This is a genomic window from Petrimonas sp., from assembly GCF_963921705.1.
In the GTDB taxonomy this organism is placed as follows: domain Bacteria; phylum Bacteroidota; class Bacteroidia; order Bacteroidales; family Dysgonomonadaceae; genus Petrimonas; species Petrimonas sulfuriphila.
Genome location: NZ_OY997410.1, coordinates 2,611,235 through 2,636,208, shown reverse-complemented (window position 1 = coordinate 2,636,208; position 24,974 = coordinate 2,611,235). Strand labels below are relative to the sequence as shown.

Annotated in this window: 19 protein-coding genes and 2 tRNA genes; 11 read left to right on the top strand and 10 right to left on the bottom strand. The window is 43.8% G+C overall.

Annotated features, from left to right (window positions below):
• Positions 1-92 precede the first annotated feature (92 nt).
• The gene (gene tig / locus AACM02_RS11030) at positions 93-1,466 is read right to left on the bottom strand and encodes a trigger factor (RefSeq protein ID WP_339117006.1); all 1,374 of its coding nucleotides are present in this window, start codon (positions 1,464-1,466) and stop codon (positions 93-95) included.
• A 213-nt stretch (positions 1,467-1,679) separates the two neighbouring features.
• Between tig and AACM02_RS11025 the strand changes: the two genes are divergently transcribed.
• Positions 1,680-2,570, top strand: coding sequence for a CPBP family intramembrane glutamic endopeptidase (locus AACM02_RS11025; protein WP_332457447.1), 891 nt, complete (start codon positions 1,680-1,682; stop codon positions 2,568-2,570).
• On the top strand, positions 2,557-3,153 hold the full coding sequence (locus AACM02_RS11020) for a DUF3109 family protein (RefSeq protein WP_332457446.1): 597 nt from the start codon (positions 2,557-2,559) through the stop codon (positions 3,151-3,153). Before AACM02_RS11025 ends, AACM02_RS11020 begins: the two co-directional genes overlap by 14 nt.
• Here the strand turns inward: AACM02_RS11020 and AACM02_RS11015 are convergent.
• From AACM02_RS11015 to AACM02_RS11005, 3 genes are all read right to left on the bottom strand, one after another.
• Positions 3,150-4,655, bottom strand: a complete 1,506-nt coding sequence (locus tag AACM02_RS11015) for a glycosyltransferase family 39 protein (protein WP_339117005.1) — start codon at positions 4,653-4,655, stop codon at positions 3,150-3,152. The genes AACM02_RS11020 and AACM02_RS11015 overlap by 4 nt on opposite strands.
• A 77-nt stretch (positions 4,656-4,732) precedes the next feature.
• Positions 4,733-5,233: a DMP19 family protein gene (locus AACM02_RS11010; protein WP_339117004.1), complete on the bottom strand. Its 501-nt coding sequence runs from the start codon at positions 5,231-5,233 to the stop codon at positions 4,733-4,735.
• Between the two features lie 62 nt (positions 5,234-5,295).
• Positions 5,296-5,592: a hypothetical protein gene (locus AACM02_RS11005; RefSeq protein ID WP_339117003.1), complete on the bottom strand. Its 297-nt coding sequence runs from the start codon at positions 5,590-5,592 to the stop codon at positions 5,296-5,298.
• A gap of 93 nt (positions 5,593-5,685) precedes the next feature.
• Here AACM02_RS11005 and AACM02_RS11000 point away from each other — a divergent pair, with 93 nt between their 5' ends.
• The 6 genes from AACM02_RS11000 to AACM02_RS10975 all read left to right on the top strand — a co-directional run bounded on the left by AACM02_RS11000 (position 5,686) and on the right by AACM02_RS10975 (position 13,707).
• Positions 5,686-6,930 carry a DUF1015 domain-containing protein gene (locus AACM02_RS11000; protein WP_214062791.1) on the top strand — a complete coding sequence of 415 codons (1,245 nt, stop codon included), beginning with the start codon at positions 5,686-5,688 and terminating at the stop codon, positions 6,928-6,930.
• A gap of 13 nt (positions 6,931-6,943) precedes the next feature.
• The gene (locus AACM02_RS10995; protein ID WP_339117002.1) at positions 6,944-8,164 is read left to right on the top strand and encodes a M20 family metallopeptidase; all 1,221 of its coding nucleotides are present in this window, start codon (positions 6,944-6,946) and stop codon (positions 8,162-8,164) included.
• A gap of 89 nt (positions 8,165-8,253) precedes the next feature.
• On the top strand, positions 8,254-8,718 hold the full coding sequence (locus tag AACM02_RS10990) for an Lrp/AsnC ligand binding domain-containing protein (protein WP_339117001.1): 465 nt from the start codon (positions 8,254-8,256) through the stop codon (positions 8,716-8,718).
• Between the two features lie 31 nt (positions 8,719-8,749).
• Positions 8,750-9,961, top strand: a complete 1,212-nt coding sequence (locus AACM02_RS10985; protein WP_339117000.1) for a glycoside hydrolase family 76 protein — start codon at positions 8,750-8,752, stop codon at positions 9,959-9,961.
• A gap of 6 nt (positions 9,962-9,967) precedes the next feature.
• Positions 9,968-11,413, top strand: a complete 1,446-nt coding sequence (locus AACM02_RS10980) for a glycoside hydrolase family 125 protein (RefSeq protein ID WP_339116999.1) — start codon at positions 9,968-9,970, stop codon at positions 11,411-11,413.
• Positions 11,414-11,424: 11 nt separating this feature from the next.
• Entirely contained in the window at positions 11,425-13,707 is a 2,283-nt protein-coding gene (locus AACM02_RS10975; RefSeq protein WP_339116998.1) for a GH92 family glycosyl hydrolase, read from the top strand.
• 18 nt (positions 13,708-13,725) lie between these two features.
• Here the strand turns inward: AACM02_RS10975 and AACM02_RS10970 are convergent, their stop codons facing one another.
• Both AACM02_RS10970 and AACM02_RS10965 read right to left on the bottom strand, forming a co-directional pair.
• Complete coding sequence (locus tag AACM02_RS10970) at positions 13,726-14,190, bottom strand: septal ring lytic transglycosylase RlpA family protein (protein WP_339116997.1); 465 nt, start codon at positions 14,188-14,190, stop codon at positions 13,726-13,728.
• Positions 14,191-14,407: 217 nt separating this feature from the next.
• Positions 14,408-14,480: transfer RNA gene (locus AACM02_RS10965), tRNA-Met, on the bottom strand.
• A 117-nt stretch (positions 14,481-14,597) separates the two neighbouring features.
• On the opposite strand from AACM02_RS10965, the gene AACM02_RS10960 reads away from it, so the two are divergent.
• From AACM02_RS10960 to AACM02_RS10950, 3 genes are all read left to right on the top strand, one after another.
• Entirely contained in the window at positions 14,598-15,341 is a 744-nt protein-coding gene (locus AACM02_RS10960) for a polyprenol monophosphomannose synthase (RefSeq protein ID WP_332457438.1), read from the top strand.
• The gene (locus AACM02_RS10955) at positions 15,338-16,678 is read left to right on the top strand and encodes a dihydroorotase (RefSeq protein WP_339116996.1); all 1,341 of its coding nucleotides are present in this window, start codon (positions 15,338-15,340) and stop codon (positions 16,676-16,678) included. The genes AACM02_RS10960 and AACM02_RS10955 overlap by 4 nt, the downstream gene beginning before the upstream one ends.
• 71 nt (positions 16,679-16,749) lie before the next feature.
• The gene (locus tag AACM02_RS10950; RefSeq protein ID WP_339116995.1) at positions 16,750-17,835 is read left to right on the top strand and encodes a glycosyltransferase family protein; all 1,086 of its coding nucleotides are present in this window, start codon (positions 16,750-16,752) and stop codon (positions 17,833-17,835) included.
• 40 nt (positions 17,836-17,875) lie between these two features.
• Here the strand turns inward: AACM02_RS10950 and AACM02_RS10945 are convergent.
• From AACM02_RS10945 to AACM02_RS10930, 4 genes are all read right to left on the bottom strand, one after another.
• A tRNA-Thr gene (locus AACM02_RS10945) sits at positions 17,876-17,948 on the bottom strand.
• Positions 17,949-18,009: 61 nt separating this feature from the next.
• On the bottom strand, positions 18,010-19,560 hold the full coding sequence (locus AACM02_RS10940; RefSeq protein ID WP_214061942.1) for a PQQ-binding-like beta-propeller repeat protein: 1,551 nt from the start codon (positions 19,558-19,560) through the stop codon (positions 18,010-18,012).
• A 110-nt stretch (positions 19,561-19,670) separates the two neighbouring features.
• Positions 19,671-22,598, bottom strand: a complete 2,928-nt coding sequence (gene secDF / locus AACM02_RS10935) for a protein translocase subunit SecDF (protein WP_339116994.1) — start codon at positions 22,596-22,598, stop codon at positions 19,671-19,673.
• A gap of 217 nt (positions 22,599-22,815) precedes the next feature.
• A complete protein-coding gene (locus tag AACM02_RS10930) occupies positions 22,816-24,936 on the bottom strand; it encodes a M3 family metallopeptidase (RefSeq protein ID WP_332457436.1) in 2,121 nt (706 codons plus the stop codon).
• Between the last annotated feature and the right edge of the window lie 38 nt (positions 24,937-24,974).

Genomic DNA, 24,974 nt, shown 5'->3' with positions numbered 1-24,974 from the left:
GTGGTTTAGACAATCAACCATCTGAATATCGTTTTCCGTGAAACAAAGATATTTATTTTTAGGAGATAATCTCCTTGTTTACGCAGAAGATTTTATTTTTCTTCTTTGTCCTCCGACAGTAACTTCTCGAAATCTTTTGATGGAATTTCCTTCTCGTTGACTTTAACGGTTTGTTTGAGCCATTCCATCACTTTGTTTTCAACCAGCTGGTCGTACATGTTTCTGACCGTATTCTGGTCACCCAGCATCCGTTTAACATAGTTCTCCAACACGTCGGCGGGAACATTGCTCATCCCGTATTGCGCGAATTGTGCTCTGGCAACCTCGGCTGCAAAGGTTTCCAGGTCGCTGTTTTCGATTTTAATGTCCTGTTCCTTTACAATTTTCTCTTTTGACAGGTGATATTTTAAATCTTCAGCGATTTTCGGGTAGTCGTTTTCGATCGTTTCCGCTGTGTTTTTTTCGTTGGCAACCAATAACCACCGTTTCAGGAAAACATCGGGAAATTCAACGTCTTTCAACTTTTTCAGGATCAGTTCACGTGCCGATTTCATAAACAGGTTATCTGCTGCCGGTTTGAACTGGTTGTTCAGTAATTCCGTGACTTTTACCTTGAATTCCTCTTCCGATGAAACCACACCTTCGCCCAACACTTTATCAAACAATTCCTGCTCCATAGCTGCTTCTTCGTACCGGGTAACTTCCTGGATCTCAAAAGAAAAGTCGGAGTCGACATCCGCTACGTTTTCTTTGGCGATCTGCAACAACGATGCTATTTCCGCAGCGTTGTTGTCATAGGCTGTTTTGGGGTTGAAGACGACAGTATCGCCCACCTTGGCACCCACAAACTTCTTTTTTGTCTCTTCATCCTTGATGTACGATGGCATGATCATGCCGTTTTCGATTTCAATCAGGTTCTCTTTAGGTTCGCCGTTATCGATTTCCGATATCTTTCCTTTGATAAGATCGGTTTCGACCGTTTCGCCTTCCACTTTTTTATAGGAGCCGTAATTTTGTTTGTAGGCATCGTATTGTTTATCAAGCAAATCATCTTCCAGCTTGACGTTGTAATAAATGAGCGTGTCTCTTCTGTTGAGTGGAAGTTCAAATTCAGGAGCCAAAGCAACATCAAACTTAAATTCGAAATTTTCATCCTTGTCGAAATCGATGGTTTTTTGTTCTTCTTCGTTTGGCAGCGGCTCACCCAGGATATTCAGTTCGTTTTCTTTGATGTATTTGTATAATTCGTTGCTTACTAACTTGTTGATCTCTTCGGCAAGAATAGATTTTCCATACATTTTCTGAATAATTCCTTTGGGAATTTTTCCTTGTCTAAAACCAGGGATATTGGCTTTTTGACGGAATTGATTCAGCGATTTGTCAACGTTTTCCTGATAATCCGGTTTTTCTAATTCTATGGCGATGATGCCGTTTACATTGTCTGTTTTGTTGAGTGTTACCTTCATTTGAACTGTTTATTTTACGCTTTATAAGTTTTGTTCCAGTTTGAAAATCAATCGATTTAAATAGTAAAACCGATTTTTTAAAATTGGATGCAAAAATACGCTTTATATTGATAACTGCAAAAAATATTTGAGAGTTAATTATTTAAACAATGCAAAATAAGCCCTTCGCATTCACCCTATTTTAGCTATCTTTGCAGCTCGAAATTACAAAACATGCAAAAAATACTCGAACATAGCTCACAGCGTGCAAGAATTATCTACCTGCTTTTGTTCTCCCTGATGGGCTCATTTGTGGCCGGAGCCATCTTGTTCATGGCCGGAATTTCACTGCCATCCGCAGAGGGAAGCATCTGGTATTATCGGTTCAGCATTATCTTGCAGGATATTTTTGTGATGTTTCTGCCCGCTTACACTCTTTGTCTATGGATTGCGGATAAGCCGATGCAGATGATGGGGGTAAGGAAAACCCGAAAAATGTCGCAAGGTCTTCTGTACGGTTTTTTAATTTTTGGAGTTTCCTATCCCGCAATAGCGGTTATCGCTCAGTGGAATGAACAGATTGTGCTTCCTGACTCATTGACGGGAGTGGAGAATTGGATGCGGCAGATGGAGGACGCCGCCAAGGATGTTACCGATCTCTTCCTTTCGGGGGAAACCTTATCCGACTTGTTTTTGAATTTGTTGATTATTGCTGCTGCCGCCGCTTTTGTGGAAGAGCTTTTTTTCAGGGGTGCCTTGCAACAGCTTATCGAAAAATGGTTGCGTAACGGCCATGTGGCAGTGTGGACAGCCGCCTTTATTTTCAGTGCCATTCACTTGCAATTTTATGGTTTTCTCCCGCGACTGGTTATGGGGGCTGTGTTGGGGTACCTGTTTCTTTATTCACGAAATTTATGGATTCCCATGCTTTATCATTTTGTGAATAATGCGGCTGTGGTTGTGATCACGTACTTCTGGGGAGAAAGCAATTTTCTGGAACAACTGGAAGATAAGCCCCTGACGTGGGTTTCGTTTATTGTGATGATTGTGAGTGGGTTGTTGACCTATTTCCTGTTTTCACAATACAAGGTACAAGTTAAAGTTGAAAATGATGATTCAAATTAGAGACACTATATTATCAGACGATATTTTTGAAGAGCATTTTATTTGTCATTTAACCAAATGTAAAGGTGCTTGTTGTGTTGAAGGTGATTCTGGCGCGCCGTTGGAACAGGAGGAATTTGAGCAAATACAGTCGATCCTGCCTGAGATATGGAACGATTTGTCGCCCAAGGCGCAGGCTCTTATTGAAGAACAGGGCATTGCTTATACCGATTATGACGGTGAACTGGTAACATCCATCATCAACGGCCGGGAATGTGTGTTCACCTACTTTGATGCGGATGGTACATGCAAATGTTCCATTGAAAAAGCCTGCCGCGAAGGCCGTATTCAGGTGCAGAAACCCATTTCGTGCCACCTTTATCCCATACGTTTACAGAAGCTGAGCGAATTTACGGCAGTAAACTACAACCGTTGGTCGATATGCAAGCCCGCTGTGAAACTTGGAAAACGTGAAGGGGTAAAGATCTACGAGTTTCTTCGTGAGCCGCTTATACGTAGGTTCGGTGAAGAATGGTACAAGGAGGTTTGTGAAGCGGCAAAGTTGCTGGAAGAGGAGAAAAGAGCAGATAGCAGGGAGCCCTAGAAAATATCCATTGCCTTTTTCTTTTCTTCAATCATTTTATAAAACACGGGTGTTACATCTGTTTTCGGTTGGCTAAGAAGATAGATCCGGGTTCCGTATTCATCGGCATATTTATTTTCAATTTTGCCTTTCAGGTGAACACTCCTGAACAGGTTGAGGGTTGTGCTGTCGGGTTCCGGACCGATCCAGATAATGTTTAGAATAACTGGATAATGCGGAATCCAAAAAATGTAATCGGTACTTAACGAGTAGGCTTCCGGCACTTTATCCCTGTTGTAATAATTTATAGCTCCCGCAAGGCCGTAATTGTCACAGAACAGGAGTGTTGATTGTTTCTCTTTATCAGGGATTTGATTGTAAGCCTCTCTTGTTTTTGCGGCCAGTTCTTTCCAACCGGTCATATTGGCAAAATCTTGAGGAAGTTGACGCTGGGAACCATCCTCCCAGTCGAGTAGCCCCATCTTGTTATAGAACTCCTGATTTTCCGCGATGTATTTGGGAGAGTGGTAGGGCATGATGTAAGGGCCGAGAAAAAGGAAAGCACCCATGCTCAGCCCTCCCAGCAACGAGAATACCACAACCCTGCCTTTCCCGATCATGCGTTCCGGATAAACACTGCCAAAAGCCAGCAAAACGGGATAAAGCCCCAGCGCATAATAACTCTTCGCCCTGCAAAGGGTGAACAGTGTAAGGACGACAAGGAAAGTTATTCCGATGAACCGGAATTGGCGAAAAGGCTTGTAAAAGATAAACGACCAGAGTGCAGCCAAGACAGGAAATACTCCAAACATCAAAAAACGGGGTTGGGTAATTAAAAACTCTGCATGACTGATGTGAGACAGCTGGCTTTCGTTCAGCGCTTTCATGTGATGAAAGGCCGGCAGGTTATTGTTGGCTTGCCAGATAATATTGGGCAGGATTAGCAGCAGGCAGATTCCCGCAGCATAATAGAAATATCTATGGGTTAAAATTTTCCTTTGAGAAGAAAGAAGTAACCCAATTAACAACCCCGCGATAAGAAAAAACACCGTGTATTTATTGTTGATAGCTAGTGCACAGATAACCCCTGACATGAGCAACCATTTGTTGTTTTGGGAAGTGATAAATTTGACGAGCGTGTAAAAAATGATTGTCCACACAAGGATATCGAAAGCGTTTGGGTGAAAAAGGATATTAAGTCGGGAAAAAGGAGAAAAAATCAGCAAAACTGAGGCAAGCATCTTGGCCGGAAGCCCTCCTTTCAGTTCCTCCACCAGGAACCAAACCATCACGACCGTTAACGCGCCGAAGAGGGCAGGAAAGAAACGTACCCAGAATAACCCTCCACCCAACAACTGGATTATTGCGGCAATCCACGAGGTAAAAGGAGGCACTGAAATGTACCCCGCAGCCGGATGAAAAGCCTGGTCGAGATAGAGAAACTCATCGCGGTGCAGTTCGTATTCCGGATTGACCATGACGTACTGCAAAACAAATTTGACAAGAACCAAAAGAAACAGCATGCCGTAGCGGGAGAAAAGGGAAAATATCCTCTTTATTTTCTTTTGGCCGGTCGATACGCAATTTTTTTTATCAGCATTCACTTGACCACTTCCGCAAAATCTTCCATGTTTTCATCCACGTATGCTGCAATAACAGTAGTCTCTTCCTCTTCTATTTCCATATACTTTTCTTCCAATTCATCGAACTGTTCGAATTGTTCATACATGGCCATGAATTCCTCTTCGGTGGTGTCACGCTCGAGTTCAGCCCGGTGGCTATCGTAAATTTCCTTGGCTTTGTACAGGATTTTCGATAACCCTTTAGCTCCCATCGACTTCAAGGCCTTCGCCGCAGGGTTGTCAAAAAGGTACCCGCCGTATCCGTTCTGGATCAACTGCACGAAACCCCCTTCGCGCACTTCGTCCGTAAAAAACCGGAAAGCCAGAAGCGTGTGTTGGTAACCATTTAGCTTATGCATGTTCTCTGCCGTAATGCCCCCGTCTAACACTTCCAGGTAAGCATCGGTAAACACCTTCAGAAATTCATCCATGCCTTTTTCGGCTGCCTTGATAATCTTTTGTTCGGGAATTTGAATCATATTACTTCACGTTTTATTTGTTTTTAATAAATTTTGAAGGTGTTACCTGCCGTATAAAAAACTCATCGGTGTGAAAACAGCTGGATGAAGAAAAAAAGTAGGGCTGCCACAACAATAATCAGGGAGACAATGGCAATAATTTGATATTGCCGTTTTTTTTGTGAAGAAATTTCCTCAGCTTTTTCTATTTCAACGCTTTCTATGTTCCGTAAGTATTCTTCCGTTATGCGCGGCCGCTTATGCGACCTGAATCTTCCGCCTCCGACCTCCTTTCTTTGTGTGCGGTTTAGCTCCAGCTTCTTTATCATGTCCAGCATGTGTCCTTCACCACCCATAATACTAAGTGTTTGATTGCTCACACCAAAGTTAAACAATTTCGCTGAATAACTACAAGGTTGGGAAAAAAACAGTACTTTTGCAGCAGTATTCACAAATAATATTAATCTTAAACAATGGCAATTATTAAACCATTCAAGGGTGTTCGTCCACCCAAACAATTCGTAAAAGAGGTAGCATCGCGTCCGTATGATGTGCTAAATTCTGACGAGGCCCGCCGGGAAGCCGAAGGAAATGAAAAATCGCTCTATCGAATCATTAAACCGGAAATTGAATTTCCGGTTGGAAAAGATGAACACGACGAGGATGTGTACGCGAAGGCTGCAGAGAATTTCCGGTTGTTTCAAGACAAAGGCTGGTTGGTGCAGGACGAAAAAGAAATGTATTACGTGTATGCACAGACAATGAACGGCAAGACGCAATATGGCCTGGTGGTCGGTGCTTACGTGGAAGATTACATAAACGGTAAAATCAAGAAACATGAGTTAACCCGGCGCGATAAAGAAGAAGACCGGATGAAGCATGTGCGTGTGAACGATGCCAATATTGAACCCGTATTTTTTGCTTACCATTACAATGAAGAGATTAATGCCATAATAGCGCGGATTATCAGGCAGGAAGCTGAATATGATTTTATTTCCGTAGACGGTGTAGGACACCATTTCTGGCTGATTGACAATGATACCGATATCCGCCGCATTACCGAAATTTTCGCCACTTTCCCGGCCATGTATATTGCTGATGGACACCACCGCTCCGCAGCGGCTGCCCTTGTAGGTGCTGAAAAGGCAAAGAATAATCCTTACCACAGGGGGGATGAGGAGTATAACTATTTTATGGCGGTCTGTTTTCCGGACAATCAGTTGACAATTATCGATTACAACCGGGTGGTAAAGGATTTGAACGGATTATCCCCTGACGCATTTTTGAAAAAACTGGAAAAGAATTTCCTGGTTGAGCCTACCGGTTCCGAAATACAGAAACCCGGAAACTTACACAACTTCTCGGTATATCTCGACGGACGTTCATTCAGTGTGACGGCAAAACCCGGAACCTATGACGATAACGACCCTATAGGTGCACTGGATGTAACGGTTACATCCCTCCTTATCCTGGACGAGATTTTGGGAATAAAAGACCTGCGTTCCGATAAGCGTATTGATTTCGTGGGGGGAATCCGTGGCTTGGGAGAATTGAAAAAACGGGTGGACACCGGAGAAATGGCATTGGCGATAGCACTTTATCCTGTATCCATGAAGCAGTTGATGGATATTGCTGATTCTGGCAACATCATGCCTCCCAAAACAACGTGGTTTGAACCGAAACTTCGTTCAGGCCTGGTAATCCATAAACTTTCGTAAATCACAGGGAATAATGCCCAAAGTAACAGACCGGATGGAAATGGCAAATAATGCGGTAATGATAAGAAAAGAATCGGAAAAAATTTTTACCGAAATTGTCGGACATTACCGCTATTTACATCAACATCCCGAGCTTTCCTATAAAGAAGAAAATACGGCAAGGTACATTACGGAGTTTTTGGATATCGAAAAAATTCCGTACCGCAGAAATATCGGAGGATATGGAATTCTGGCGTGGGTCGTAGGTGAAAAAGAAGGGGGTGGAAAAACCGCCGCTTTTGTTGCCGATATGGATGCTTTGCCTGTACACGAAAAAAATGATGTGCCGTATAAATCGGTGACCGATGGTATCATGCATGCCTGCGGCCACGATTCACACACGGCATCGTTGATGGGGACAGCCAAAATAGTGAATTCGCTGCGAAGTGAATTTTCCGGCACGGTATTGTTTGTGTTTCAACCCGGGGAGGAGCAATCGCCCGGTGGAGCCGCCCTGATGTTGAAAGACGGTGTTTTTCGGGATTTTAAACCCGATTTCGTAGTGAAACAACACGCTTACGTGGATTTGTCCGCCGGAATGGTGGCATTCCAAACCGGAACGGTAATGGCATCCGCCGACGAAATTCACATTAAGGTGAAAGGAGAGGGTGGCCACGGGGCATTACCTCACGAACTGAATGATACGGTGCTGGCTGCTTCGAACATACTTATCGCCCTGCAACAAGTGGTCAGCCGCCGCAGAAATCCGTTTCAACCCATGACACTTTCCTTCGGAAAATTCATTGCCGACGGTGCAACCAACGTTATTCCTTCGGAAGTAGTGCTTGCCGGCTCACTCAGGTGTATGGACGAAAGCGAACGACAGAAGATGCTTGGTGTCATCCCGCAAATTATTGATTCGGTATCTGCTGCCTATGGGTGTAGCTGTGAGATTGTTATGCCTGAAGGTTATCCGTGCACCGTCAGTCATGCTGCTGTAACTGAAAAAGTACGTTCGCAGGCTATCGAATTTTTAGGCGAAGCCGGGGTTTCGGAGTACCCCGTACGCATGACAGCAGAGGATTTTGGCTTTTTTTCCCAACAATATCCGTGTTGTTTTTACCGGTTTGGTGTGGCTTCCGAAAACGGAAATTGCGGTAAGCTTCACTCATCCACTTTTCTCATTGACGAGAAAGCATTGTTGACAGCTTCATCGTTATTCGCATTTATCGCCCTCGATTCGCTTAAATGGTAATAATTTATTCGTTTTTTGCCATTTGAAACCTGTTTTTTTATATTTTTGTAAAAAAATAATCGTTTTTATAACAAATTAAAAGTACAACTATGGCTTATCATGATTTAGACGAACTGGACGGGAAAATCCTGAAATTGATTGTAAACAATGCGCGAATTCCTTTTCTTGAAGTAGCCCGTGAATGCGGCGTATCGGGTGCGGCCATTCACCAACGCGTACAGAAGTTAGTCAATTTAGGGGTTATCAAAGGGTCGGAATTTATCCTTGATACTGAAAAGATAGGTTACGAAACGTGTGCTTACGTGGGGCTGTTCCTTGTATCACCTTCGTCTTTCGATAGCGTAGTGAAAGAATTGGAGAAAATCCCCGAAGTGGTGGAGTGTTATTACACTACCGGGCAGTATGACCTGTTAATTAAAGTGTTTGCTAAAAACAACAAAGATCTGCTTCGAATTATCCACAGCCAGCTTCAACCTCTTGGTCTGGCCAGAACCGAAACGTTGATGTGTTTCAAGGATGCTTTTCGCAAGAAATTGCCGATAGATTTTTCGTAAGGAATTGTTAGCTGTTTTATTTCAAAATCAGATGGTGGGCACAAAAAAAATATTGATATTTATTTTTGTTTTTACCGGTTTGTTTTTCTGTGCCGGTTATGCCGGAGTTCCAGGTAAAAAAGTGGAAGGAATAGGCAATGAAAAGCAGATTGCTGACTTTATTCTCACTAATGTTATAAGACTTTATGATGTTCCTGAACACGGATTGTTGTCGGAAACCTATCCGATAAATCCCGATCACAAAGTAAATTACCTGGCTGAGGGGAGCACTCAAAAACAAAAACAGGAAGTGTCTTTTTTATGGCCTTACTCGGGTGTGATTTCCGGAACGGTTGCACTGTACGCTCTTACGAAAGAACAAAAATACCTTGATCTGATGGAGAAGCGGTTGTTGCCGGGATTGGAGAAATACCTCGATAGATCGCGTCAACCCGGAGGTTATCAGTCCTATCCCACTTTCGCGGGGCGCAGCGACAGATTCTATGACGATAATGTATGGCTGGCGCTTGATTTTTGTTCCTTGTATGCAAGTACCAAAAACAAAAGATACCTCGACAATGCAGTTGAAACATATGATTTTGTTTATAGCGGTTGGGACGGCAGTCTAAATGGGGGCATTTATTGGTGTGAGCAAAAGAAAACCAGTAAAAATACCTGTTCAAATGCACCGTCAGCCGTACTCAGTGCCAGGTTGTATCAGTTAACCGGCGATGAAAAATTCCTTTCACGTGCAGTAGAGACTTATCTCTGGACAAAAAACAATTTACTGGACCGGTCTGATTTTGTTTATTGGGATAATGTTGCGCTTGATGGAAAAATTGATAAAAGGAAATATACTTACAACAGCGGGCAAATGATCGAAGCGGGAGTTTTGCTTTACCAGATTACCGGTGACAGAACATACCTGACTGATGCTCAAAAAACAGCATCGGGAACTTATCAATATTTTACAACTGTTGAATCAACTGCGGAGGGAAGAATAGTGTTCTATCCCGATACTCCGTGGTTTAATGCAATACTTTTCAGGGGATTAAAAGCGCTTTATATCGTGGACGGAAACAAGAAATATATTCAATCCATGCTTGAAAACGCTCACTTTGCCTGGAGCAATACAGCAGATGAGCATAACCTGCTTGGAAAAGACTGGAGGAAAAAGTCGACACAACCTTATAAATGGTTGCTCGATAATGCTTGTATGATTGAACTTTTCGCCGGACTCGGCGACATTACTAAAATTAAGTGAATAAAAATGACTTCAAGGAGAAATTTTATCAAAAAAAGTGCCCTGGGGCTTACGGCCTTGGCTGTAAATCCTTCCTGGGCGAAAGGAAAAATCACAACTTCCGGCCAGGCGGGTAAATATGTGTCACGACGGCCTCCTGTTTCTGAAAGAAAATTTGTTTCAAGGGCTGTGGAAACGACCATCACAAGGGTTAAGTCCAAGATTAAAGATGAAAAATTGGCTTGGATGTTCGAGAACTGTTTTCCGAACACGTTGGATACAACCGTGAATTTTTCAATGAGAAACGGGAAACCCGATACTTTTGTAATTACGGGGGACATCGATGCCATGTGGCTTCGTGACTCCTCGGCGCAAGTTTGGCCTTATCTTCCTTTAATGAACGAAGACAATCAACTCAAACAGATGATTGCAGGCGTTGTAAACAGGCAAACGCAGTGTATACTTGTCGACCCTTATGCGAACGCATTTTATCCTAATCCTAATCCCAAAGGGGAATGGAGGACGGACAATACCGATATGAAACCCGAGGTGCACGAGCGCAAGTGGGAAATTGATTCACTTTGTTATCCTATTCGTCTGGCTTACCATTATTGGAAAACGACCAACGATACCTCGGTCTTTGATGCCGATTGGCGAAAAGCGATGGCATTGGTGTTGAAAACCTTCAGGGAACAACAACGAAAAGAAAATGAAGGGCCATATACTTTCCTACGTGTTACCGACCGCCAGTTGGATACGGTAAATAATAAGGGATTGGGGAATCCTGTGAATCCTGTCGGATTAATCGTTTCTTCGTTCCGTCCTTCGGATGATGCTACCACTTTTGGATTTCTGGTTCCTTCCAATATGTTTGCCGTAACCTCGCTGAAGCAATTGGTCGAAATTTCGGAATCGGTTACCAAGGATGCTTCTTTTGCGAAAGAGTGCAAATCCCTGGCCGACGAGGTTGATGTAGCTGTTAAGAAATATGCGGTCACCACACATCCCAACCACGGTCAAATCTACGCATTTGAAGTGGACGGATTTGGAAATTATTACCTGATGGACGATGCTAATGTCCCAAGTTTATTGGCAATTCCGTACTTGGGTGGCGAATGTGACGATGACGCTATCTACCGAAATACGCGTAATTTCGTGTTGAGCAAAGATAATCCGTATTTCTTTAAAGGAACTGCAGGGGAGGGAATTGGTGGACCACACATCGGTTATGATATGATTTGGCCCATGAGTATTATTTTGCGTGCAATTACAAGCCAGAGCGACGATGAGATTCGACATTGTATACAAATGCTTCGTGATACTGACGCCGGTACCGGATTCATGCATGAATCGTTTCATAAAAATGATCCTGCAAATTTTACACGAACATGGTTCGCATGGGTTAACACTCTTTTTGGAGAATTGATTCTTAAATTAGAGAAGGAAAATAAAATGAACCTATTAAACACTTAAAAATAAGCGTAATGAAATCAAATTCAGTGTTTCTTCTTTTGTTGCTGAGCGTTTATCTTGTTCATGCACAGGATAAATTAGAACCGGTTGATTATGTGAGTATTCTTGTAGGAACTCAATCCAAGTTTGAACTTTCCAACGGAAATACTTATCCGGCCATTGCCATGCCGTGGGGAATGAATTTCTGGACTCCGCAGACCGGAAAGATGGGTGATGGATGGATTTACCGCTACGATGCGGATAAAATCCGCGGATTCAAGCAAACGCATCAGCCAAGCCCATGGATGAATGATTACGGCCAGTTTTCGATTATGCCGATGACGGATAAAATTGAGTTTAATGAGGAGAAGCGAGCCAGTTGGTTTTCACACAAGGCTGAAATAGCCAAACCTTATTATTACAGTGTTTACCTGGCTGATTACGATGTGACAACCGAAATTACGCCAACGGAACGCGCGGCTGTCTTTCGCTTTACTTTCCCGGAAACAACCCGTTCGTACGTGCTGGTGGATGCTTTCGACAAGGGTTCGGCCGTGGAGATTCTTGCGGAAAAAAAAGCCATCATCGGTTATACTACACGTAACAGCAGAGGAGTGCCGGAAAACTTCAAAAATTACTTTGTGATTGTTTTTGATAAACCCTTTGAATATAAATCTGTGGTGAAAAGCGGAGAGATACTGCAAGGGATCCATAAGGTGGAAGACAATCATGCAGGTGCTTTTATCGGATTTTCCACGAAAAAAGGGGAGAAAGTCGTTGCAAAAGTGGCATCCTCTTTTATCAGCTACGAACAAGCCTGGCAGAATTTAAAAGAAGTTGAAAGCAAGAGTTTCGAAAATGTTAAGCAGGAAGGCAGAAAATCGTGGAATGAAGTATTGGGCAAAGTAGAGATTGAAGATGACAATATTGACAACAAACGCACTTTTTACTCCACCCTTTATCGTTCAACGCTCTTTCCCCGTAAGTTTTACGAAATTGATGCCCAGGGAAATGCAATACATTATAGCCCTTACAACGGGCAGGTACTCCCCGGATATATGTACACCGATACCGGATTTTGGGATACATTCCGTTCCCTGTTTCCTTTGCTGAATTTGATGTACCCGTCTGTCAACAAGGAGATTCAGGAGGGGTTGATTAATACGTACAAAGAGAGCGGCTTTCTGCCTGAATGGGCAAGTCCTGGACACCGTGGAATCATGATTGGGAACAATTCGGCTTCGGTGGTGGCCGATGCTTACCTGAAAGGGTTACGCGGCTACGATATCGAAACGCTTTATGAGGCAATGATACACGGAACGGAGAATGTACATCCGAAGGTCTCGTCTACCGGGCGGTTGGGGCATGAATATTACAATACACTTGGCTACGTTCCTTATGATGTGAAGATCAAAGAAAATGCGGCGCGCACGCTGGAATACGCGTATGCCGACTGGACAATTTATAAATTGGCCAAAGCCTTGAACCGTCCCCAGGCGGAGATCGACCTATACGCGAAACGTTGCCAAAATTACCGTAATTTGTATTCACCTGAGTACAAACTGATGAGGGGCAAGAACAAGGACGGAACGTTTCAGTCGCCTTTCAGCCCCACGAAATGGGGGGATGCATTTACCGAAGGCAACAGTTGGCACTACACCTGGTCGGTATTTCACGATCCGCAAGGATTGATCGATCTGATGGGTGGAAACAAGGAATTTGTGAATATGCTGGATTCTGTTTTCAAGATGCCACCGGTTTTTGACGATAGCTATTACGGATTTCCTATTCACGAAATCCGGGAGATGCAGATTATGAATATGGGGCAGTATGCTCACGGGAATCAACCCATTCAGCACATGGTATACCTCTACAATTATGCAGGAGAACCCTGGAAAACCCAATACTGGGCGCGTGAAGTGATGAATAAACTTTATACGCCCGCTCCCGACGGTTATTGCGGTGATGAAGATAACGGGCAAACGTCGGCATGGTATGTTTTTTCTGCTATGGGATTTTACCCGGTTTGTCCGGGAAGCGATGAATATATCCTGGGGTCACCGTTGTTTGAGAAAATAACCGTTCACCTGGAAAACGGGAGAAAACTACTGATAAATTCTCCAGGGAACAGTAAGTCAACTCGTTACATTTCGGACTTTAGATTGAACGGAAAAACGTATACCAAAAACTACGTGAAGCATCAGGATTTGATGGAAGGAGCCAGAATTGATGTGAAGATGTCGGATAAACCGAACAGGACAAGGGGAATCCGAAAGTCCGATTTTCCGTATTCGTTTTCCAACGAGAATAAATAACAAAAAAAGTGCTGAAATTTACTTCAGCACTTTTTCTTTGTCTATTTTCAAATTCTTCGCAGCCGGGTGAGAAACTTTCACAAAGATATTGTTGAATTCGAAAACAAACGGCTTGAATCTTGTTAGGTCCCAAATCCATTCGCTGAGCTCCACCGTAGTGACACCTTGATGGATAATGTCCAGTTGCTTGGCAGCGGCATACGACAAGTCGATGATTTTATTTCTGGAGTATGGGCCGCGATCGGTTACTTCCACCAGTACCTTCTTTCCGTTTTTCGGATTTATCACTTCCAGTATGGTCCCAAACGGATAGGTTTTGTGAGCGCAAGTGAGGCTGTCTCTATGGTAGGGTATGCCACTTGATGTTTTCCGGCCGTGAAACTTGTCGGCATAATAGGACGCTCCTCCTTTTTGCTGTGCAAAAACAGGGTTGTTTAATGTGTTTATAAACAGAATGATAATAAAAAAGAACGACTTTTTCATTGTCTCTTGTTTTGATTTTCACACTGCAAATGTATAAAAAAAATGAGAGTCTCCCATTTTTTTTATTTTTTTTGCCCATAAAGATACCAGATCATTTTTTATCGTGGTTATCTGCAGGCTCACAAACCAGATCCGGAGATGCAGGAGATATTGGGAAGATTGACGCGTTAACCCGTAGAAAAGAAAAAAGGAAAGTATTAAAACTTTCCTTCAGTAGTTGCGGAGATAGGACTTGAACCTATGACCTTTGGGTTATGAGCCCAACGAGCTACCAACTGCTCCACTCCGCGATATGTTTTCATTAATTGAGGTGCAAAGATACAATGTTTTTATTTATAAAACAAGTTTTTTGTATTTCTTTTTTTTTCTGCGACAAAATATGTACTTTTGGTATAAATTTCAAAACCATGTCCGACAGTCTTGTAATTATACCCACGTACAACGAAAAAGAAAACATCGAGAACATTATCCGTACCGTTTTTGGTTTGTCAAAGCCATTTGACATACTGGTTATAGACGATGGGTCGCCCGATGGAACCGCAACCATTGTACGCCATTTGGCAGAAACGGAATTTTCAAGCCGGCTTTTTATGGAAGAGCGGGAAGGTAAGTTGGGTTTGGGGACCGCTTATATTCATGGTTTTAAATGGGCTCTAGCCCGTTCTTACGCTTATATTTTCGAGATGGATGCCGATTTTTCCCACAATCCCGATGACTTGCCAAGGCTTTATTCTGCCTGTCACGATGAAGGGTTTGATATGTCGGTGGGATCCCGGTATTGCAGCGGTGTAAATGTAGTCAACTGGCCTATAGGACGTGTCTTGATGTCTTATTTCGCCTCCAAATATGTTCAGGTGATAACAGGGGTAGCTATTAAGGATACTACTGCCGGATTTGTTTGCTACAAACGAAAGGTATTGGAGACCATCAACCTGGACGATATAAAATTCAAAGGCTATGCGTTTCAGATTGAGATGAAGTATACGGCTTACGCATTGGGATTCAAAATAAAAGAAGTATCGGTGATATTTGTAAATCGTCAGTTGGGGACCTCCAAAATGAACAGCAGCATTTTTGGGGAAGCTTTTTTTGGTGTTATGAATTTGCGCTGGAGAAAAATATCGGGCAACATTAAACCCAAACAATTATGAAACTTATCCATAAGGCAATCCTTATTAACGAAGGCCGTTCCTTTACGGGTTCTGTACTTGTAGAAGGAGACAGGATTTCGAAAGTATTTGAGAACGAAGTCCCCGAAATTATCCTTCAGCAGTGCGGTGACATTATCGATGCAAGGGGCTTGTACCTTATTCCCGGGGTATTGGATGATCAGGTGCATTTTCGTGATCCCGGACTTACGCACAAGGGTGATATTTATTCGGAGAGCAGGGCCGCTGTCGCTGGAGGCGTAACCTCGTTTATGGAAATGCCCAATACCAACCCGCAAACCGTGACGATAGATGCTTTGCACGAAAAGTTTGATTTGGCCGCACAAAAATCCATTGCCAATTATTCGTTTTACCTGGGTGCCACCAACGACAACATCAAGGAACTGAAAAAAGTCGACAAAAAGAACGTTTGCGGGGTGAAAGTATTTATGGGCGCTTCTACCGGAAACATGCTGGTAGACAACGCAAAAACGCTGCAGCGGATCTTTGCAGAGGTAGATTCGTTGATTGCTACACATTGCGAGAACGAAGAGATTATACGTGAAAATGTAGATAACTATAAGAAACGGTTCGGGGAAGATATTCCCGTTCTGTACCATCCGCTTATCCGCAGTGAAGAAGCATGCTTCCGCTCTTCGGCACAAGCTGCGGAACTCGCCGACAAGTACGGTTCCCGCCTGCATGTGTTGCATCTTTCCACTGCCCGGGAAATGAGTTTGTTCAGTAAGTCGTCTGTAAAAGACAAAAAAATAACAGCAGAAGTATGCGTTCATCACCTTTGGTTTACCGATGAGGATTATGCCCGGTTGGGCACACGCATCAAATGGAATCCGGCGATAAAAACGCGTGCAGACCGTGATGCCTTGCGTTCTGCGCTGATATCGGGAAAGCTGGATATTGTGGCAACTGATCATGCTCCGCATTTGTTGAGCGAGAAAGAGGGCGGTTGTCTGAAAGCTTCCTCAGGCGGGCCGTTGGTTCAACACTCCCTGCAGGCTATGTTGGAGTTGTCGTTACAAGGGCTCTGGTCGAAAGAATTTGTTGTGGAAAAAATGTGCCATGCGCCTGCAGAACTTTTTCAGGTGAAAGGCCGGGGGTATATCCGCGAAGGATATTTTGCCGATCTGGTGCTTGTGAATCCTGATAAACCCTATACAGTCGGTAAAAACAATATTCTGTACAAATGTGGCTGGTCGCCGTTCGAAGGTGAAACTTTCCGGCACAGCATCGAGAAAACGTTTGTGAACGGGAATCTGGTGTTTGATAAAGGTAATGTAGTTGAATCTGCTCCGGGAGAAGCATTGACATTCAACCGGTAAATCCGTGTGAGGTTATGGCTGTTATGTGGCAATAATTTTATACCTTTGCGCGAAATCAAGAATAAATAACTGTGAAATTTTTATTTACCGTACAGGGCGAGGGCAGGGGACACTTTACGCAATCGCTCGCATTGGCGTCTATGTTAAGAAAACACGGACACGAAGTGGTGGCCGTATTGGTGGGTAAAGACGACTCGCGACAAATTCCCCGGTTTTATCTCGATAAAATCAATGCGCCTGTTTTTGATTTTAGAAGCCCTAATTTCACCGCATTATACAAACAAAAACGGCCAAACCTCGTATTGAGCGTCATTGGTAATTTTTCGCAATCGTTCATCTTTCGGAAAAGCATTCTTTTCGTCAAATCCAAGATAGAGGAATATCGTCCCGACGCGGTGGTCAATTTTTATGAGATGATTACCGGAGTGGCTTTTAGAACCTATCGGTTTGATAAGAAGTTAAATGTTCAATTAATCAGCATCGCACACCAATACATGCTGCTGAATCCGAAATACAAAACCACCAGCGAACAGGACATCAAGTATTATTTTCTTCGGATGATAACGAAGGTTACCTGCCAGTGTTCGTCCAAAATCTTGGCACTTTCGTTCCGTGATATGCCCGGAAGCATTGAGAAGAACCTGGTGGTTGTTCCGCCACTGCTCAGACAGGAGGTCTTTGAAAATGAACCCTCCGACGGAGATTATATCCACGGCTATATGATCAATACCGGATATTACGAGGAAGTGCTGGACTGGCACACTAAAAACCCCCACATTCCGCTGCGCTTCTTCTGGGACAAGAAGGATGCCGATGAGGTGACGGTGATAGACGAAAACCTGATACTATATCGCATCAATGACGATCTTTTCCTGAAAAGTATGGCGGGTAGTATGGCATATTCCACCACCTCGGGATTTGAGTCGGTGTGCGAGGCACTCTATTACAAAAAACCCATTCTGATGATTCCCGTACACGTGGAGCAGGAGTTTAATGCTTATGATGCCAGCCTTTCCGGAGCGGGAATAAGCAGTACGAAATTTAAACTGAACAAACTGTTGAACTTTATACCGCATTACCGGCCCGATGAAAACTTCCGGGATTGGGTGCATCAGGCGGAAGAACGGTTTATCCGGGAGATCTGCGGCACCAACTAAAAAAGCCCTTAGCCGGGCGGCTAAAGGCTTTTGGTGAAAGAGCCACAAGCGAGATTCGAACTCGCGACCGACGCGTTACGAATGCGTTACTCTACCTACTGAGCTATTGTGGCAACGTTTCGGGTTGCAAAATTATAAAAAATAACCGAAACCGACTAAAATTACATCAAGTTTTTATCGTACGAACGCACTTAGGCTTAATTCCCAAAACAAATCTTTATCGAAAGCATACAATTTGTTGTTTCTCATAAACATATTGGGTGATGCCCGAAATTTCATTAACGCTTTTCCCGAATAATCACAAACGGTGAACTCTTTTTCATCGTTAGTCAGGAATTTATAATTGCCGTTATCGATTGTTTTTTTGAAAACATCCTTCTTGTCATACGTTATTAGTGTTTCTAAACTGTCAGTCAGCGAGATGACTCGATTCTCGGACGTCATTATCAGGTTCTGTTCGGGGTAAGCGGCAGCCAAATCCATAAAAGTAGAATCGCCCTGCAGGGCATAGATTCCGGATTCCACAAAAGTATCCAGTCGTTCACCTTTCTCGAGACCGATTATTTTTTCCGTCAGCAGGCTGCCGTCGGCAAGGGAATAGGTGACGATTTTGTTTTCGAAAACCAGGAAAAGCACGTCGTTGATAACCTGAAAATTCCGGATGAACTCTTTTTTCTCGGGAATCATGTTTAAATACCGTTGGGTGCCGTCATTAAGGTTAAAAGCAGCGAAATAAGGGTCGCCAACCGTGGAAAAACCACCGTTGTAGAAGGCATAACCGCGATTGATCATATAAATGACCGAATCTTTCAGGAAAAGGGACGATTTCGATGTGATTTTTTCAGGTAGCGGGATACTCCACTGAATTTCTCCCGAGTTTCCTACCCGGGAAATCATATCTCGGGAAGCGAGAACGATCGTGTTTTCTTCATCGATCAGCATATTTGAAACCATTTCCGTAACCTCGTCGGGGTTTGTTTGATACATGACGGTTCCCGTGAGAACCCCCAGCAAAATACCTGCGGCGTTGGTTGCGATCATTTTCCCGATCTTCTTTTGACTGGTGGTTGCTTTGTACGACCAGCTCTTTCCTGTAGGCAGTTCAAGTGCCTGAATTCCGTTTACGGACACCAGAAGAATGGAGTCGGTCAGCATGTAAGCATCGTCCCAGCCGCGTGTCCGGTCAACCGGCTTGGTCCACAGAATATTTCCGTTGGATAAATCGATGGCCGATAAGTTATTCGACATGCTTTGGAGCGGATAACCCACGCCTATGTTCAGCTCCGGGTCTATAAAATAAAAGTCATTTTTGTTCTCCCAAAGTACCTTTCCTGTTTCGGGATCGAGGCAAAGGTTTTTCTTTTTTTCGGCGAGAAAGAGGTACCTCCCCTGTTGTTTTGTTTCGGAGTTGTTGTAATTGACATTCCGGCTCCATTTTACAGATTTATCTTCCAGATCGATCATCACGACGTTTCCTTCATTCTTGAACGAGGTTCCTTTCTTGTTTGCCTGTCTCAGTTCGAGTAATAGGTTGTCTGAAAAACCATCCCAATGCCACCGGTAAATTTTGTGTTGTGGCTGGTAACATTTGGCCACAATATCGTTTCCGTCAAACGCTTTTCCTATAACGGTATCTTTTGTAACAAAAAGCCCGTTGGCGGTACGTTGCGCATTTATGTATACGGTAAAGCATAAAAAAAGAAAGGGAAATAGCGTCTTTTTCATAATCTTGTGATTTATTACGCGGTAAAATTAGTACTTTGTTCTCAAATGCAAAAAAAACGGGTTGCCTGGCAACCCGTTTTAACATAATAATACCTAATTGAATATATTGTTTATTTTTTAGGTTCCAATTGTTTCTTTTCCTGCTGCGTTCTCATGATCGAGTAAGCTACAGGTGAAGCAATGAACAAACTTGTTACAGTTCCTACAACTACCCCGATCAACATGGCGAACACGAAACTTCTTACGGCATCACCTCCCAGGAACAGAATACACAAGATAACCAGGATCGTACTCAAACCGGTGTTGATGGTACGTGCCAACACGGCGTTCATAGAGTCGTTGAACAGTGCGCGCAGTTCGCGTTTGGGATACAACTGGTGTACTTCACGGAAACGGTCGAACACAACCACTTTGTCGTTGATGGAGTAACCCACAATGGTCAGGATAGCCGCAACAAATGTCTGGTCGATTTCCATTGAGAACGGCATTACCTTCCAAAGAAGTGAATAAAAACCGATAACGGCAAACGTGTCAATAGATAGTGCTGCAACTGTTCCTACGGAGAATGCCCAATTACGGAAACGGGCAAAAATGTAGATACCCATACAGATTAAAGCGATGGTAAGCGCCAGGAAGGCATTCTTCATCGTGTCTTCAGCAACGCTTGGACCCACTTTCTGTGAACTCAGGATGTGGTCGTTGATGCTGCTTCCGGGTGCAATGTAATCTTTTAACCCTTCCCCAAGCAGTGTAACTAAATCGTCTTCCACGGTTGCGCTTTCGGAATCAATCATATAGTTGGTAGAAATACGCACCTGATTGCTTGAGCCAATGGTGATCACCTGCGCCGAACCGCCTAAGACCGGTTGCAAAGCTTGTTCAATATCTCCTGTTTTTACCGGCTGGTCGAAACGCACAATGTAGTTGCGTCCACCGGTAAAGTCGATACCCGTATTCAATTTCAAGGTAAAGAGTGAACCGATGCTGACAACTCCAAAAATGAGTATTGCCAGTATGATTTTCTTGCTGTTTTTGATGAAATCGAAGTTATATACGTTAAAGATTGCTCTTGAGAATCCGGTATTGAAAGTGAGTTTTTGCCACCTGTTTTTTTCAAATTGATACTCGTAAACCAAACGAGTTAAGAAAACGGCGGTTAGGAACGAAACGGAAATACCGATGATCAGTGTAACGGCAAATCCTTTGATAGGACCTGTTCCGAAGATCGCCAGGATGATACCGGTAATAATGGTTGTCAGGTTAGAGTCGAGAATTGCAGAGAAAGCATTCTTATAACCGTCTTCCAGTGCTTTACGCAACGATTTTCCATTGGCCAGTTCTTCCTTGATACGTTCGTTAATCAGCACGTTGGCATCCACAGCCATAGCCAGAGACAAGATCATCCCCGCTATGCCCGGCAGTGTGAGGACTGCCTGGAATGCCGCCAGAACACCCAGCGTGAAGAAGAAGTTGATGAGGAGTGCACCGTTGATTACCATTCCCGGAACAATTCCGTACAGTAAACAGGTGAAGATAAACAATACGATAAGGGCAATGACGAACGATACAAAACCGTCGCGGATGGCTTCCTGCCCCAGTGAGGGTCCCACAACGTCTTCCTGAACGATGCGTACACCCGCTTTCATTTTACCCGATTTCAATACATTTTCCAGGTCACCCGCTTCTTCGGGGGTAAATCGTCCGGAAATGGAGGAGCGTCCGCCTTCTATGCGGTCATTCACGGTAGGTGCAGAGTAAACGTAACCGTCAAGAACAATGGCGATGGATTTGCCTTTTTCTGCTCCTGTGATGGTTGCCCAGCGGCTGGCACCGGCTGAGTTCATGGTCATGCTCACTTCCCATGCTGAACCTTGTTGTCCCTGGTCGGCTTTCGCGTTGGTAACAACATCTCCTTCGAGGGCGGGCCCGCGTCTGGTTCCGTCACCTTTCAGTGCATATAATTCAAAATAAGTCTCACGCTGGTCGATGGGTTTAAATCCCCATTTGAAACGAACGTCGGCGGGAAAAATATCTTTGTATCGTTGTAGCAGGTAATTAACTGCAGCCGTATCGTTTTTGGCGGCCGTCCCCACAATAGGTCCGCTGGCACCGCTCATGGCAAAATAGGGTTGAGCAAAATATTCAACGAAACTTCTGTTGATTTCCTGCTTTTCTCCTTCAGCGGCTGTGGAAACCAAGGTCAGTGAATCTACCGATAAAGAGTCTGTTGTTACCGTTGTAGAATCTGTGGATGTTGCAGCAGCTCCGCGTACGGCCTGCGCATATTCTGCAGAACGGGTATTTATTTCGTTGAAATACGTTCCGAGTTCATTTACGTTGTAGGTTTTCCAGAACTCCAGGTTGGCACTTCCTTGCAGAAGATTACGAACACGTTCGGGTTCCGTAATACCGGGCATCTCGATAAGAATACGTTCTGCCTGGTCGAGGCGTTGAATGTTGGGCGCAACCACACCGAAACGGTCGATACGTGTGCGGAGCACATTAAACGAGTTATCGGCAGCGCTTTTTACTTCCTGCCGGAGGACAGTGATTACCTGGTCGTTGGTTGCTGTCGGGGCGACCCGGTCACTCATAGTGATGCTGAAGATATTTGCCAGTTTACCGTCGGGATTTATTCTTTCGTAGTTTTGACGGAAAAGAGTGATGAAATCGGATGAACTTCCTTTTCTGTTTTGAACAATGGTCTCCTGTAATGCCTGGTTGAACTGCGGGTCGTCGGTGTTGGCCAGCGCTCTGAGAACCTGAGCAACATCCATTTCCACAATCACGTTCATGCCACCTTTCAGGTCGAGTCCTAAACCGATCTCTTTTTCGCGAATTTGTTTTAATGTGTATCCTAAATAAACTTTCTCGGTAGAAAGTGAATCGAGATACTGATTCTTTAATTCCAAGTCTCCTTTAGCATACGCGTCGGCTTTTTTATTGTATTGTCTGCCTACTACGGTAAAAGATAAGTAGAACAAACAGATAAGCGTGAGTATGATTGCGAAAACTTTAATAAATCCTTTGTTTTGCATTTCGATATTACGTTTATTATATGAGTATTAATCTATTCTTTTTTAGATGTTTATCCGATTTTTTTTGCCAAAAATAAAGGCATCTGGAATGCCTTTCTATTTGAGCCTGCAAATATACACTTTTTTTGTCTTTTTAAGAACAATATCGTTGGATTATTTTTGCAGAATGGGGATGACTTTCTGAAAGTCATCCCACGAGTTAATGGATAGAATTTAATTATTGTATAAATCCCCTGTTTTTCAATAAATAGATCGGGTTTGGTTCTGCGCCCCGATACTTTTTGTAAAGTGTCATCGGATCATCCGAGTTGCCTTTCGATAAAATGTTTTCACGGAACGAGGCGGCTGTTGCTTTATCGAACACTCCTTTTTCGGCGAAAGGCTGGAACGCATCGGCATCCAGTACTTCTGCCCACAGGTAAGCATAATATCCGGCAGAGTAGCCTCCGCTAAAGATGTGCGAGAAATAGGTACTGCGGTAACGGGGAATAATTTCGCTGATAAGTCCGATTTTCTCCATGGATTTTTTCTCAAAATCGCGAACGTCGATACTCTTCTTTTCGCTTTGTGTGTGGTAGTCCATGTCGAGCAATGCAGCCGCAACAAACTCGGTGGTAATGAATCCCATATTGAATTTGGACGCTGCGTCTATCTTTGCGATCAATGAATCGGGAATTACTTCGCCCGTTTGATAATGTTTGGCGTAAATTTTTAACACTTCGGGATGGAATGCCCAATGCTCCATGATTTGTGAAGGTAGTTCTACAAAATCGCGTGAAACACTTGTGCCTGAAACACCTGAGTAAGTCACGTTAGACAACATTCCGTGCAAACCGTGTCCGAATTCGTGGAAAAGTGTTTCCACTTCGTCCAGCGTGAGCAGTGAAGGAGTGGTTTCGGTGGGACGGGTAAAGTTGCCCACGTTGAAAACGAGCGGACGGATGTTTTCGCCATTGCGGATTTGCTGTCCGCGGAAGCTGCTCATCCAGGCTCCGGCATTTTTACCTGCACGTGGAAAGTAATCGGTGTAGAATACCGAGATGTGGGAGCCGTCGGCATCCAGCACCTCATAAGCTTCTACTTCGGGGTGGTAAACCGGTACGTTTTCCAGCTTTTTGAAATTCAAACCGTAGAGGCGGTTTGCTACTTCAAATACGCCTTCGCGAACATTTTCCATCTTGAAGTAAGGCTTAATTTCTTCTTCGTTGAGGGCATACTTCTGTTGACGGAGTTTTTCGGTGTAATACCACCAGTCCCACGATTCTATTTTAAAATTTCCGCCTTCGGCATCAACCATTGCCTGAAGTTCGGCAGCCTCTTTCTTAGCCTGTGGCAAAGCGTATTTCCATACATCGTTGAGTAGCTTGTAGACGTTTGCCGGCGTTTTCGCCATGTTTTCATCCAGGATAAAATCGGCGTGGGTTTTGTAGCCAAGCATTTGCGCTTTTTCGATGCGCAGGTTCACAATGTCATTGATGATTTTCTTGTTGTCGTTTTTGTTATCGTTGTCGCCACGGTTGAACATGGCCTTATATAGTTTCTCCCTTAATTCCCGCTTTTCAGAGTACTGCAGGAACGGCAGCCAGCTGGGTTTTTGAAGTGTGAAAACCCACTTCCCTTCCTGTCCTTCGTTTTTGGCAGTTTCTGCAGCGGCAGCGATTACTCCTTCGGGGAGTCCGGCCAGGTCTTCCCGATTGTCGATAATCAATTTAAAGCCGTTGGTCTCTTTCAGCAGGTTGTTCCCGAATTTAAGCGTAAGGGAGGAAAGCTCCTTGTTGATTTCACGGAGCCTGTTTTTCTCTGTTTCGCCCAGCATGCTTCCCGAACGGACAAACTCTTTATAATAGTTGTCCAGCAAACGATACTGTTCGGTAGTCAGGTTCATGCCCGTTGTGTCATCATGTAGCGTTTTGATACGCGCAAACAGCTTGTCGTTAAAATTGATGTTGTCCCGGTGTTCGGACATCAGCGGGGATAATTCTTCTGCCAGTGCCTGGATAGAATCGTTGGTTTCAGCTCCCTTTAAACCAAAGAAAACGCGAGAAACCCTGTTCAGTAAACGTCCGCTGTTGTCCAATGCTGCAATGGTGTTTTCAAAGGTGGGTGCTTCCGTATTGTTCGCAATAGAATCAATTTCGCCGGCTTCCTCTTCCATCCCTTTTAAAAATGCGGGCTTAAAATCGGAAAAGGAAATTTTGTCAAAGGGTGGCATCCCGAACGGTGTGTCGAATTCGGTGTAAAAAATAGCTCCGTTTTCCCGGGCCTGTTCCCCGGTTTTTGCGTTGTTACAAGCAAGTAAGGCCATAGTTGCTAACGTGATAAATAATAATTTTTTCATTCGAGTACTAATTGATTGTTATTTAAACGATTGTAAAA

Coding starts and splice junctions, on each gene's coding strand:
- tig (WP_339117006.1), bottom strand. CDS start 1,466: ATGAAGGTAACACTCAACAAAACAGACAATGTAAACGGCATCATCGCC.
- AACM02_RS11025 (WP_332457447.1), top strand. CDS start 1,680: ATGCAAAAAATACTCGAACATAGCTCACAGCGTGCAAGAATTATCTAC.
- AACM02_RS11020 (WP_332457446.1), top strand. CDS start 2,557: ATGATTCAAATTAGAGACACTATATTATCAGACGATATTTTTGAAGAG.
- AACM02_RS11015 (WP_339117005.1), bottom strand. CDS start 4,655: ATGCTGTTTCTTTTGGTTCTTGTCAAATTTGTTTTGCAGTACGTCATG.
- AACM02_RS11010 (WP_339117004.1), bottom strand. CDS start 5,233: ATGATTCAAATTCCCGAACAAAAGATTATCAAGGCAGCCGAAAAAGGC.
- AACM02_RS11000 (WP_214062791.1), top strand. CDS start 5,686: ATGGCAATTATTAAACCATTCAAGGGTGTTCGTCCACCCAAACAATTC.
- AACM02_RS10995 (WP_339117002.1), top strand. CDS start 6,944: ATGCCCAAAGTAACAGACCGGATGGAAATGGCAAATAATGCGGTAATG.
- AACM02_RS10990 (WP_339117001.1), top strand. CDS start 8,254: ATGGCTTATCATGATTTAGACGAACTGGACGGGAAAATCCTGAAATTG.
- AACM02_RS10985 (WP_339117000.1), top strand. CDS start 8,750: ATGGTGGGCACAAAAAAAATATTGATATTTATTTTTGTTTTTACCGGT.
- AACM02_RS10980 (WP_339116999.1), top strand. CDS start 9,968: ATGACTTCAAGGAGAAATTTTATCAAAAAAAGTGCCCTGGGGCTTACG.
- AACM02_RS10975 (WP_339116998.1), top strand. CDS start 11,425: ATGAAATCAAATTCAGTGTTTCTTCTTTTGTTGCTGAGCGTTTATCTT.
- AACM02_RS10970 (WP_339116997.1), bottom strand. CDS start 14,190: ATGAAAAAGTCGTTCTTTTTTATTATCATTCTGTTTATAAACACATTA.
- AACM02_RS10960 (WP_332457438.1), top strand. CDS start 14,598: ATGTCCGACAGTCTTGTAATTATACCCACGTACAACGAAAAAGAAAAC.
- AACM02_RS10955 (WP_339116996.1), top strand. CDS start 15,338: ATGAAACTTATCCATAAGGCAATCCTTATTAACGAAGGCCGTTCCTTT.
- AACM02_RS10940 (WP_214061942.1), bottom strand. CDS start 19,560: ATGAAAAAGACGCTATTTCCCTTTCTTTTTTTATGCTTTACCGTATAC.
- secDF (WP_339116994.1), bottom strand. CDS start 22,598: ATGCAAAACAAAGGATTTATTAAAGTTTTCGCAATCATACTCACGCTT.
- AACM02_RS10930 (WP_332457436.1), bottom strand. CDS start 24,936: ATGAAAAAATTATTATTTATCACGTTAGCAACTATGGCCTTACTTGCT.